The organism is uncultured Campylobacter sp. (assembly GCF_947255105.1).
In the GTDB taxonomy this organism is placed as follows: domain Bacteria; phylum Campylobacterota; class Campylobacteria; order Campylobacterales; family Campylobacteraceae; genus Campylobacter_B.
Window position 1 is genome coordinate 15,756 of sequence record NZ_CAMYFP010000015.1, and the last position, 12,358, is coordinate 28,113.

At 31.1% G+C, this 12,358-nt stretch carries 10 protein-coding genes and 1 pseudogene; 7 read left to right on the top strand and 4 right to left on the bottom strand.

The genetic code is table 11. The features are described from left to right. Positions 1-65 precede the first annotated feature (65 nt). Together uvrC and Q0X52_RS07135 are read right to left on the bottom strand one after the other, a co-directional pair. The gene (uvrC, locus tag Q0X52_RS07130; protein ID WP_297576458.1) at positions 66-1,886 is read right to left on the bottom strand and encodes an excinuclease ABC subunit UvrC; all 1,821 of its coding nucleotides are present in this window, start codon (positions 1,884-1,886) and stop codon (positions 66-68) included. A 5-nt stretch (positions 1,887-1,891) separates the two neighbouring features. Further along, a complete protein-coding gene (locus tag Q0X52_RS07135) occupies positions 1,892-2,368 on the bottom strand; it encodes a hypothetical protein (protein ID WP_297576439.1) in 477 nt (158 codons plus the stop codon). 146 nt (positions 2,369-2,514) lie between these two features. Here Q0X52_RS07135 and guaA point away from each other — a divergent pair, with 146 nt between their 5' ends. The 7 genes from guaA to Q0X52_RS07170 all read left to right on the top strand — a co-directional run bounded on the left by guaA (position 2,515) and on the right by Q0X52_RS07170 (position 9,851). Beyond that, positions 2,515-4,053, top strand: coding sequence for a glutamine-hydrolyzing GMP synthase (gene guaA, locus Q0X52_RS07140; RefSeq protein WP_297576441.1), 1,539 nt, complete (start codon positions 2,515-2,517; stop codon positions 4,051-4,053). A gap of 212 nt (positions 4,054-4,265) precedes the next feature. Continuing rightward, a complete protein-coding gene (locus Q0X52_RS07145; protein WP_297576443.1) occupies positions 4,266-4,706 on the top strand; it encodes a hypothetical protein in 441 nt (146 codons plus the stop codon). Between the two features lie 79 nt (positions 4,707-4,785). After that, positions 4,786-5,859: an N-6 DNA methylase gene (locus tag Q0X52_RS07150; RefSeq protein WP_297576445.1), complete on the top strand. Its 1,074-nt coding sequence runs from the start codon at positions 4,786-4,788 to the stop codon at positions 5,857-5,859. Between the two features lie 67 nt (positions 5,860-5,926). Next, positions 5,927-6,136, top strand: a complete 210-nt coding sequence (locus Q0X52_RS07155; protein WP_297576446.1) for a hypothetical protein — start codon at positions 5,927-5,929, stop codon at positions 6,134-6,136. After that, on the top strand, positions 6,136-7,260 hold the full coding sequence (locus Q0X52_RS07160) for a restriction endonuclease subunit S (RefSeq protein ID WP_297576448.1): 1,125 nt from the start codon (positions 6,136-6,138) through the stop codon (positions 7,258-7,260). Before Q0X52_RS07155 ends, Q0X52_RS07160 begins: the two co-directional genes overlap by 1 nt. A 16-nt stretch (positions 7,261-7,276) precedes the next feature. Then, positions 7,277-9,586 carry a hypothetical protein gene (locus Q0X52_RS07165; protein ID WP_297576450.1) on the top strand — a complete coding sequence of 770 codons (2,310 nt, stop codon included), beginning with the start codon at positions 7,277-7,279 and terminating at the stop codon, positions 9,584-9,586. A 4-nt stretch (positions 9,587-9,590) separates the two neighbouring features. Then, positions 9,591-9,851: a hypothetical protein gene (locus Q0X52_RS07170; RefSeq protein ID WP_269499102.1), complete on the top strand. Its 261-nt coding sequence runs from the start codon at positions 9,591-9,593 to the stop codon at positions 9,849-9,851. Positions 9,852-10,421: 570 nt separating this feature from the next. On the opposite strand, the gene Q0X52_RS07175 is transcribed toward Q0X52_RS07170, so the two are convergent. Both Q0X52_RS07175 and Q0X52_RS07180 read right to left on the bottom strand, forming a co-directional pair. Further along, the gene (locus Q0X52_RS07175; RefSeq protein ID WP_297576454.1) at positions 10,422-12,143 is read right to left on the bottom strand and encodes an ABC transporter ATP-binding protein; all 1,722 of its coding nucleotides are present in this window, start codon (positions 12,141-12,143) and stop codon (positions 10,422-10,424) included. Next, a pseudogene (locus Q0X52_RS07180) lies at positions 12,127-12,358 on the bottom strand (ABC transporter ATP-binding protein); the annotation flags it as partial. The gene Q0X52_RS07175 and the pseudogene Q0X52_RS07180, both read right to left, overlap by 17 nt.

Sequence of the window (12,358 nt, forward strand, 5' to 3'; positions counted from 1 at the left end):
AAAGCTCGAATTATAGAGTATCAACACCTATCCTTAAAATTACAAATTTGCACAATTCTAACAAATTAATCTTTAAATGACTCTTTATTTACGCCTAATTTTATCATATTTGCAACCCTTTTGTTAGTAACTTTGTAAATTTCATCAAAATCTGCCTCATAAATGGCACGATAGCTACCAAAATAATCAAGTAATTTTCTTATATAAGCATCACTTATGCCAATTTCTTTTAGTTTTGAGCTTGAAAGATCTCTTTTTTGCTTAGTCTGCTTAAAGAAACTTATGGCAAATCTATGCGCCTCATCTCTTAGTTTTTGTAAAAACTGAAGTCTTTTATCGGTTGTTGGCAAAAGAAACTCGCCATTTTTTGTATAAATTTTATCTTTTGCAGCCCCTTTTGCTCTATATGCCTTGCCATCAAGTTTTTCTTTTGCAATGGCTATGACATCGATATTTGCACCACTGCTCTCAACTATAGAGCTAGCAAGTTCAAGCAACGTAGCGCCGCCATCTATGACCCAAAGATCTGGTGGAGAGAGTTTTTCAAACCTTTTTGCCCTATTTGTCAAAAGTTCTCTCATCTGATCATAGTCATTTTTGTTTTCAAGGTGATAGTGGCGGTAATTTTGCTTTTTAAAATGGTTGGTATCATAAGCGACGATTGCCCCAACACAAGCAGTTCCAAAAAGATGTGAGTTGTCAAATGCCTCAATAGAAAGTGGGAGATTGTTAAGTTTAAAATACTCTTTAAACTCTTGCAAAAATTGATAGTCGTTGGATTTGAGCTGTTTTGCTATGTTGATCTCTGCATTTTTGTAGGCGATATCGCAAATTCTTCTCTTCTCGCCAATCTTTGGGACCAATATCTCAATCTTTTTATTGTGTCTTTTTTGCAAGATTTCCTCTACAATACCAATATCATCAAAGCTCTCATAGAGATAAATTTTGGAGATAGAGCTTGGCGTATCTTCTGGATAACCGTCCAAAATAGCCTGTTTGTAGCTCTCTTTTGCCTCGATTTGTGAGCCATCTTTTATAGGAGTAATTGCTGAGTTGGATGAGATAATCTTGCCATCTCTAATGCTAAATTTCACACAACAAACTAAGTTTTCTTTGATTGCAATTGCCACAACATCAAAGTCATCAAGCCTTGCTAGATCCATATCAACCTGTATTAAACTCTCTTTTATGGTCTTTATGCTATCTCGCATCTTAGCCGCCTCTTCATAACTTTCATTGATGGCATATTTTGTCATCTGATCTTGCAAAAATGGCACAAGAGTTTTTGGATTTTTCAAAGATTGTGTAGCTTCACCTAAAATCTTGCTATAGTCATCTTTTGAAATTTTGTTTTCGCAAGGGGCATAACATCTATCTATCTGATAAAAAAGACAGGCCTTTTTAGCTCTTTGGCAACCTGCTTTTTGAACCAATTTATACTTAAGATAGATAGCCTCCAAAATCTCTTTTGCTCCCCTAAAATAAGGTCCGAAGTATCTTATGTTACTCTTTTTGATAAGGCGTCTAGTTATGGCAAACCTAGGAAAATCTTCATTCAAATTTAGATAGATATAGGGATAAGTTTTATCATCTCTTAGAAGTATGTTGTATTTGGGCTTTAACTGCTTTATGAGTGAGTTTTCCAAAATTAGCGAGTCCGCTTCGCTGTTTGTGACGATATATTCGATGTGAGTTGCGTAGCTTAGCATATTTACAATGCGTGGTGAGAGCTTTAAATTTATAGAAAAGGGATTGAAATTAAAATAACTTCTTACTCTCTTTTTTAAATTTTTTGCTTTACCAACATATAGAAGTTTGCCATCTTTGTCATAATACCTATATACGCCCGGATTTGTCGGAGCATCTTTTATCTCCTTTTGTAGCAACTCTTTCAAAACTCATTCTCGCTTCTATTTTTGATAACTACCGCTCTTATTCTTTCGTAAATTTCAAAAAACTCACTATCTTTGAAGTTGTTTTTAAATATGCCCTCTGCTCTTTCGTAGTAGTGTGGAGGCGGCGGAGTTGGGACTATACGATCTTTGGTGCGTGGATTGTTTAGCTCTCTATCAAGTCTTATGTAAATTTGAGAGATGTCGGTTATTGCTTTTAGCTCTGTTGTTGGGCTGTATTTTTTGATTTGATTTATTATAAAGAGCAGATCTCTTTTGTTGCTCTCTTTGTTTAACTCAAGAAGCGCCAAGTTATGCCTACAGTAAATCACCAAATTATTATCTTTTATAAAGGCTATTTTTATTAAATTTTTATGATTTTTTTGCCATAGTGTGCAGAGTAGATGGATATCGTGCATTTTTATATATGAGGAGCTATTTTGGATCCCAGCTATAACTTCACCAGCATTTTTCATAAATTTATCCTTTTTGCGCTAATTTTAGCCTTTTTTTATGGATGTGGATATAAAGCTCCACCAATTTATGAAAACAATATATCACAAAGTCAAAAACAGCTAAGTTAAATTTGATATACTACATAAATTTTAATTAGGAAAAGAGAATGAAGACAGCAGATATTATTATTTTAGATTTTGGATCACAATACACGCAGTTAATCGCACGAAGATTAAGAGAGCAAGGTGTTTATGCCGAACTTTTGCCGTTTGATGCAAAACTCGATGTTATAAAAGAAAAAAAGCCAAAAGGCATTATTTTAAGTGGTGGGCCAGCAAGCGTTTATGCAAAGGATGCGTATTTTTGTGATGAAGGAATTTTTGAGCTTGGACTGCCGATTTTGGGAATTTGTTATGGAATGCAGTTAATTGCTCATAAATTTGGTGGAAGTGTTGTTCCAGCAGCAAGCAAAGAGTATGGAAAAGCTGAAATTTCTCTTGCTTGTGAAAGTGATCTTTTTAAAGATACACCTAAAGATCAAGTTGTTTGGATGAGTCATGCAGATAAAGTTGAAGCGCTTCCTTCAAATTTTAAATTATTAGCCAAGACAAAAAGCAGTGAATTTTGTGCATACGCAGATGAAAAAGCTAAAATTTATGCTTTGCAATTTCACCCAGAAGTTGCTCACAGCGAGTTTGGTGATGCAATACTTAAAAACTTTGCTAAATTTATATGTGGTTGTGAAAGCACATGGAATATGGGAAGCTTTGCCAAAAATGAGTGTGAGAAAATCAAAAATCTAGTCGGTGAAGATAAAATTTTATGCGCAGTAAGTGGCGGTGTGGATAGCTCAGTCGTTGCAGCACTTTTAGCTCATGCAGTTCCTAAAAACCTTATAGTTGTTTTTGTTGATAATGGGCTTTTAAGAGAGGGTGAAGCAAAGCAAGTAAGTGATACATTTAAAACAAAGCTTGGAATCGATCTAATAAGCATAGACGCAAGTAAAATTTTTCTAGAAAGATTAAGTGGTGTTATAGAGCCAGAAGTTAAAAGAAAAATTATAGGAAATACCTTTATAGAGATATTTGAAGAAGAGGCTAAAAAACATAAAGATGTAAAATATCTAGCTCAAGGAACACTTTATAGCGATGTTATAGAAAGTAGTAGTTTTGGTGGAGCTAGTAAAACTATTAAAAGTCATCACAATGTTGGTGGACTTCCTGAACATATGAAATTTGAATTAATTGAACCTTTAAGGGAAATTTTTAAAGATGAAGTTAGAGCTTTGGGGCTTGAGCTTGGGCTTAGTCGTGATTTAGTTTTTAGGCATCCATTCCCTGGACCTGGGCTTGCAATTAGAATAATGGGAGAGGTTACAAACGAAAGACTTGAACTCTTGAGAAAAGCAGATGTTGTATTAAGACAAGAGCTTAAATCAAGTGGTTGGTATGAGAAAACTTGGCAAGCATTTTGTGTGCTTTTAAATGTAAATTCCGTTGGAGTGATGGGCGATAATAGAACTTATGAAAATGCAGTTTGTGTCCGCGTGGTCGATGCAAGCGATGGAATGACTGCAAGTTTTTCAAGGCTTCCATATGATCTGCTTGAAAATATAAGCCGCCGCATCATAAACGAAGTAAATGGTATAAACCGCGTAGTCTATGATATCTCAAGCAAGCCACCAGCAACTATCGAGTGGGAGTAGTTAAAGCTTATTAGTCAAATTTAGACCGCTAAATTTCATCGGCGGTCTTTTTTACTTTAATAAAATCTAAATTTAATCAATCTATTTTAAAGATATGTTAAAATATCGTAATAAATTTTAAAATCATAAAAAATACACAAAACTATAATTTTAAAACTCTTAAGCTTTTAAAGTGTAGGGTTAAAATATTATAGACTATGAGAGGCAATGAGATGAGTAGATATGAAATTATTCAAAAAATAGGTGATATGTATCAAATTGGCAATACTGAATCAGGAGAATTTAGTTATGTTCAAGCACTTAAAACTGCTGGAAAAAATATAAAAGATTATCAAAAAGGAGACACTGATACAAACCATCAAGTATTAGATATAAGATTTGAAAATGATAGATTGGCTATATTGGTAGAGACAAAAAATAGCTTTAACAGATGGGATCATAATAAAATTAGAAAACAACTACAAGATTATGTAAGGTATGAAAAAGCATATTCTGATAAAAAAATCATTGCTATGCTAATAGAAACAGATGGAGATGATATATGGGTTTGGCATGGACAATCAGTAATTATTGATGAAGAGCACAGAAAAAAAGAAGAAACTGTTTTAAAATCTTTCGAGGAATATGAGAATATAGTTTATAGTTTTTGGTAGGGTTAATGACAAAATTAAAGTTGTTGATTCTATAAAGATTTTAAATGAAATGCTGCATTCTGATGGTGTAAATGAAAAATTGAGAAGTCAGTTTGTAGGGACATGTCTATTAGCTTTGAAAAATGGTCTTTCATATAAAAATTTAAAACCAACTTTAAATCCTGCTGGAGAAGAAATAAGTCAAGAAAAAATAATAATAAAAAATATAAAAAATATTCTGTCAGGATTGTTATCTAAAAACAACGATGTGGATACGCTAAACAAGGCTGCAAAATTATCTGTGTTAAGTAATAAGGTGATAGATGATCAAGATATAGCTAGTTTAACATATGATGAATTACAAAAAATATTGGAATTTATAGACAGCAACATAATACCTTTTATTAATGATTCAAATACTGCAGGACAAGATCTATTAAATCTATTCTTTACAACATTTAATAAATACGTTGGTAAATCAGATAAAAATCAGGCGTTTACACCAGATCATATTTGTGATTTTATGTGTAAGGCTATAGGAGTAAATAAAAACTCACGAATTTTAGATCCTTGTTCTGGTAGCGGCGCATTTTTAGTAAGGGCAATGACAGATGCAATGGATGATTGCGATACAGAAGAAGAGCGTGAAGAAGTAAAAAGAAATCAAATTTTTGGTATTGAATATGAAGATGGGGCTTTTGGTTTATCTTCCACAAATATGCTAATTCATGGAGATGGCAATTCAAATGTTATCCAAGCTTCTATGTTTGAAAGAGGAGAGTGGATTAAAGATAAAAACATTAATATTGTTTTGATGAATCCACCATACAATGCTACTAGAAAGTTTTGCGACCCAGAATATGTAAAAACTTGGAAATCAAGCAATAAAGAAGATCCATCAAAAGGCTTTCATTTTGTAGAGTATATCGCAAGACATATACCAGCTAACTCAAAAATAGCAGTATTACTACCAATGCAAGCCGCTATTGGAAACAGCGCTGAAGTTAAAAAATATAAAAAGAAAATGTTAGATAATTATACGTTAGAAGCAGTTTTTTCATTACCAAATGAGATGTTTTATCCAGGAGCATCGGCTGTTGCCTGCTGTATGATATTTGATTTATCACAAAAACACGAAAGATCTAACAAAAAAAACATTTTTTGGGTATTTTAGAGAAGATAATTTTATAAAGAGAAAGGGATTAGGTAGAGTTGAAAAAACAGATATCGATGGCAATAGTTTGTGGGTAAGTACAAAAGATAAATGGCTTGAGTTATATAAAGATAAAAGAGAGGTTCCAGGATTGTCTGTTATGAAGAAAGTTACTTGGAAAGATGAGTGGTTGGCTGAAGCTTATATGGAAACTGATTATACAAAACTCACCGCAAGCAATTTTGAACGCACTATCCGTGATTATTATTCATATTTGATTAAGAGTGGTGGAAAATAATGTTAAATACTAGTAAATGGAAAAATTTTAATTTAGACAAATTATTTACAATAAATGCAGGCATATATCACTACTCTGATGAGTACGATATTGGAGATACTCCGTATATATCTGCATCTAATGAAAACAATGGAATACAGCAACGAATTAATTTAGAACCAGAATTTTCTGGAAACTGTATCGTTGCTGGAAAAGTAGGATGTACTACTTTTTATCAGTCTGAAGATTTCTGTGCAACAAGTGATGTTAATATATTTAGACCTAAAAACTTTGAGCTAAATAGAAAAATTGGATTGTTTATAACTGCCATTATAAATTTCAGTGAAAACTATAAATGGAATTATGGTAGGCAATGTAGAGTAGGAGATAGTAAAAAAATTAAAATTAAACTTCCCACAAAAATGAACAATGATGAATACGTGATTGACTCTGAGAAAAAATTTTCTGATGAGGGCTATATACCAGACTTTGATTTTATCAACAAATTCATGAAAAGCGTTGAAAATGTGGAGAGAAAGAATAAAGGCTCTATTAGAGATAGTATAAAAACCGAGAATGATATTATAAAGTGCGATTCTGAAGTTAAGGCAAAAAATTGGAAAGATTTTTATTTGCATGATTTGTTTAATACATCAATGGGAAATGGAATAGATGCGATAGCCACAACCAAAGAGAATCCAAAATATAACTACATTACAAGAAGTGATATAAACCCAAATGGTGTGGCTGGACTTATTGATGAAGTCGAAAATATAATTCCTTATCCATCTGGTACTATTACCTTAGCCTTAGGCGGTAGCTTAGGAGCATGTTTTGTTCAAAAAGAACCGTTTTACACGGGACAAAATGTAGGGATATTGCAAGAAAAAGAACCACTTAGTATTCATACCAAATTATTTATTGCTACTTTGATAAGGAATGAATGCAAAATTAAATTTCAAGCTTTTGGAAGAGAATTAAACTCACATTTTAGAAAAGATTTTACTCTTAAACTGCCTGTGCTAATGAATGATAATGAATATGTTATAGATAATGAAAAGAGATATTCGAAAATTGGATATATGCCTGATTGGAAATTTATGGAAAACTACATAAAAAACTTGCCATATGGAGATAGGATATAATTGTTGGAGGAATTTTATGAAATCAACCTATGTAGATATACACATTCACACTTCGGAAAACCCAAATAAATTAAATGCTTCCTACAATGTGAAGGAATTATTAAAGAATATTAATAAAATGGCAAAAAACAATCCAGTTCTTATTTCCCTAACAGATCATAATACGATTAATAAAAAAGCATATCTGGAGTTAATAAAGGAAAATGTATCGGTACTGTTAGGAGTAGAACTTCACATAAAAAAATATGAAGATGCACCACCATACCATTGCCATATTATTTTTAATGTAGATATTAATGAAAAAAATATTGATTTATTAAACAAAAAGTTAGATGAATTATATCCCAATAAAATTATTAATGATGAGGATCAGAATACACCTAACATAGAGATAATTATCAATGCTTTTGATACTTATGATTTTTTATTATTACCTCATGGAGGACAATCGCATAGAACGTTTGATAAGGCAACATCAAAGGAAACTAGATTTGACACATCGATGGAGCAAAGTATTTATCATAATCATTTTGATGGTTTTACCTCAAGAAGTAGCAAAGGGATTGAAAGTACAAAGGAATATTTCAAAAGAATAGGAATTAATGAATTTGTTAACCTTATTACTTGTACGGATAATTATAATCCAGAGATTTATCCAAAAACAAAATCTAAAGAAGCAGAAGATTTTACCCCTACATGGATGCTTGCTGATCCAAGTTTTGATGGTTTGAGGTTGTCTCTCTCAGAAGAATCTAGGTTGTATTATAGCACTGAACCACCACAAAATTGGACAAAAACATTTGGTAGAGTTGAACTCAAAAATGAAAAAATTGAAATTGACGTAAATATGACTCCTGGATTAAATGTGGTTATAGGTGGTTCTTCAAGTGGAAAAACATTATTTGTGGATAGTTTAGTTAGGGAATCTAAAAATGATTTTAAGGAATCTAAATATAATTATTTTGATGTGAAAAATATTGAAATAGAGAATCCAACAGGTGTTAGCCCTTATTATATTAGCCAAAATTTCATTATGTCAATAATAAAAGATGGTGAAAATGATTTAGGGGAAATACCAATAATAGATAAAGTTTTTCCAGAGGAAAAAGAAACTATAAACAGTATAAGAAATAGTTTAAAAAGATTAAAAGAATTAATTAATACACTAGTAGATAGTGCTGAAAAGCTTGAAAAACTTAAAGATGATTTATCACATATCAAAACACCAAATTTTCTTATTACAAATGAAAAAATAAAAGAAAATGTGATTGAAAAGATAAAACCAAATAATGATGTAAAAGACAATTTGTCTGTATCCATGGCAAATATAAAAGAATATAAAATTACACTAAAAAATATTAAAGAGCTATTTAATAATCATCATATAATAGACAGCAAAGATAGTGAAATCAATGCATTAAATAAGGCATTAGATGACCTGGCTCTAATTTCTAAGATAAATGATGTTTTGATAGATAAGATTAATAAATCATTAGAGAATTCAAACAAGAAGAATATTGAAAATGACAGAAAAATCACACAAATAAAAAACGATAGGGAAAAACTACTTAGTTACATACATGATTCATTAAAAGCACTTAAAGATTTTTATTATGCGAAATCGGAGCTATCGAAATTTGATGTTGCTTTTAAAACAAAAGAAATAGTTGTATCTGGTCACACTTTAAGTATTAAAAATTCATTTAAACTTACAGAAAATGAATTAGTAGATTCTATTAACGAATGTTTAAAAAATGAAAATAGATTAAATAATTTTGACGAATTAGTTCCAAATAAACTTGAGAAAAACAAATTTTCACAGAGACCAAAAGTCAATTCACATTCTGATTTAGCAAATAAAGTATATAAGTCTATTGAGAATACAAATAAAAAAGAGTATCGAATTATAACAAATGACGGAAAAGATTATCAAAGTTTAAGTCCTGGTTGGAAATCAGCTGTAATTTTAGATTTGATTTTAGGATATAAGGCAAATTCTGCACCAATAATTATTGATCAGCCGGAAGATAATTTAGCAACTAATTATATTAATCATGATTTAATTGAAATGATAAAAAAGATAAAAGAAGATAAACAAGTTATTTTAGTTTCTCACAATGCTACAATACCGATGCTAGGAGATGCCCAAAACTTAATAATATGTAAAAATGATGGAGGAAAATTATATATTAATTCTGCGCCTTTAGAATCAGAAATAAAAGGTAAAAAAACACTAGATTGGATTGCAGAATTGACAGATGGGGGAAAGCCTTCGATAAAAAAACGAATAAAGAAATATAATTTTAGATCATATAAGGAGGTATAATTTAATGAAATTAAAATTTTATAAAGAAGAAGAAAATGATTGTGTAAAAATAGTAACTCAAGATGGAAAAGAATTAGAATTCGATTATATAGAAATGATACGACATATATTTAATGATAAAAAAATAGAAGAAGCAGATATTGATGCACAATACTCAGAAGATGAAGCTAATTCTATCAAAGTATTAATTTCAGATATTTCGGAATCAATAAAAACACTTTTTAATGCCAATGAAGACAAGGATGATTCACTCCTTAACTCTTAGAAAATTTTCATTTTTTATAAACGCCATTTATACTGGTATTGGGACTGGGACGGAACTAAGAATTTGAAAATGTCCTATAACTAGGTGGATTTTGGAATATTAGAAAAAATAGGACCTAGTATTTTGAATGGTTTGGGATATATAGGACGTTTGGAAAAGAAGAATGGGAATAGTTAAAAAAAATAAAAACCTTCTAAATTTCAATAGCTATAGAGGATTGAAAACTACAACTGAATTTGCTCAGTAGAAAAAACAAAGAGATGGGATTGCTTGACCATCTCTTCTATCTTTATTACTTTTCCCATTCAAATAAAATATTTAGCTCCTTATACTCTTCCAAATATTTTTCTTTGTCTATAGCTGTTCTTGCGATATCAATAATTTTACCTATTTTATCAACTGTCTTAAAGCCAAATCATCAAAAGTTGATAGTTCTTGTGAAAAATACAAATTCAAAACTATGAATTTTTCAACAATTAAGCCTAAAACAAAGAGTTAATTCAACCATACAGCGCGACGACTCAATCTATATCTTTTACTTTTAATTTTTTACTGTCCATTCTAATCCTTCTAATAGATAAATTCTTCTGCCATTTTTGTTTTTTCTATTAAATTCTTGTAAACTTTTGATTTTTGTAAAAGCTCTTCATGCTTACCTTCGCTTTCCACTCTTCCGTTTTCAAGAACTACAATCTTATCCGCATTTTCTATGGATTTCATTCTGTGTGAAATTATGACAACAGTTTTGTCTTTAATTAAATTATTTAAAGACTCTTGAATTTTTTTCTCATTATCTACATCAAGGCTTGCTGTTATTTCATCCAATATTAATATTGGTGCGTCCTTTAAAAAAGCTCTTGCTATTGATAGTCTTTGTCTTTCACCACCTGATAGCTCAGCACCATTCTCACCAATAACTGTATCAAAATCCTTGTCCATTTTTTCTATAAAGTCTGTGCAATTGGCAAGTTTTGCTGCTCTTTTAACTTCTTCATCACTTGCATCTTGCTTTCCAATCCTAATATTTTCCATAACACTTTGATTAAAAAGAACCACATCTTGAAAAACTATTGAAACCTTGTCAAAAAGTGATTCTGTTGATATTTCTTTGATATCTTTGCCATCGATTAGGATTTGTCCCTCGTCATAATCATAAAGTCTTGATATAAGTTTTAAGATAGTTGTTTTACCGCAGCCACTTGCTCCTACCAAGGCAGTGACCTCTCCCTGCTTTGCCTTAAAGCTAACTCCCCTTAAAATTTTTGCGTCTTTGTTATAAGCAAATTCAACATCTTTTAGATCAATATCAAATTTTTTTAACTTATAGTCTTTGCCCTCTTGGAGATTTTGATTTTGAATTTCTTTTAGCCTTTCAATCTTTGGCGTTAAATAAAATATTTCCATCATACCCTCTTTAGATGCATCGAGAGAGTCTTTTATCTTCATAGCCGCTAGCAAGTATCCTATAAGGTAGAGAACACTTATCTCTTTATTAATAATTAAATTTACGCCAATAAATATCACAACAGCAAGAGATATAAAGCTAAATATTGATGATAGTGACATAGTTAAAACAAGTCCCATTTCTGTCTTTAAGTGTACTTTTTCACTTTTATCCATTTTTTCATATAGCTTTTCTTTCATCTCCTCTGATAAGCCATATGCTTTAATCTCCATTTGCATTTCGATATTTTCCTGAAAGCTTTCTGAGTTTTCTCTTAGAGTGTCATAATATCTTTTCTGCCCCTTAATTGAATGTTTTTTAGATAAGGGTATAAATATAAAACTTAATATCGTTGGAATAATTACAGCTAAACCCATCTTGACATTGCCCACCAGCATCATGATGGATATAAGTGGGAAGAAGAGTGCCATGCCGCCCACTTTTGGTATCGAGTGGCTCATTGCATGCTCTATACCTTCAATATCAGACATGATTGTTTGCGCTAGGTCTGAAATATCGTGTTTAGAAAAGTATGATAGAGGTAGTTTTGATAAATTCTCTGCTGTCCTTATTCTTAAGTCCGCACTTTCTTGATATGTTGTGCTATATAATTTATCGTATTCGATAGAAAGCAAAATATACATTACTATCAAGGTAAAAACTGAGAATGCTATATAAAATCCCTTGCTTTTAACAATATTTTCCAAAACTTCCTGAGCAAAAATCATTAGTAATATCGCAGGAAGCATGTTTATACAATAAACGAAAAATGAAGCCAGTGTTGCTTTACTTAAATTTCTTGCTCCTTTATCTGTAAGAGCAAATCTTTTTTTATAAAACTCTTTCATTTGAAACCCTCCATTCATTTGCACTGTTAAACATATCTTGAAGTCTCTTATATCTTGTATCTCTTGACATTAACTCTTTGTCAGAACCTCTTTCTATAATTTTTCCATTATCCATCACAAGTATTTCATCGAGATCTTTAATTGTAGAAAGTCTGTGAGCAATCATGATAACTGTTTTATCTTTCATAAGATTTTTGAAAGCTTTTTGTAGTTCA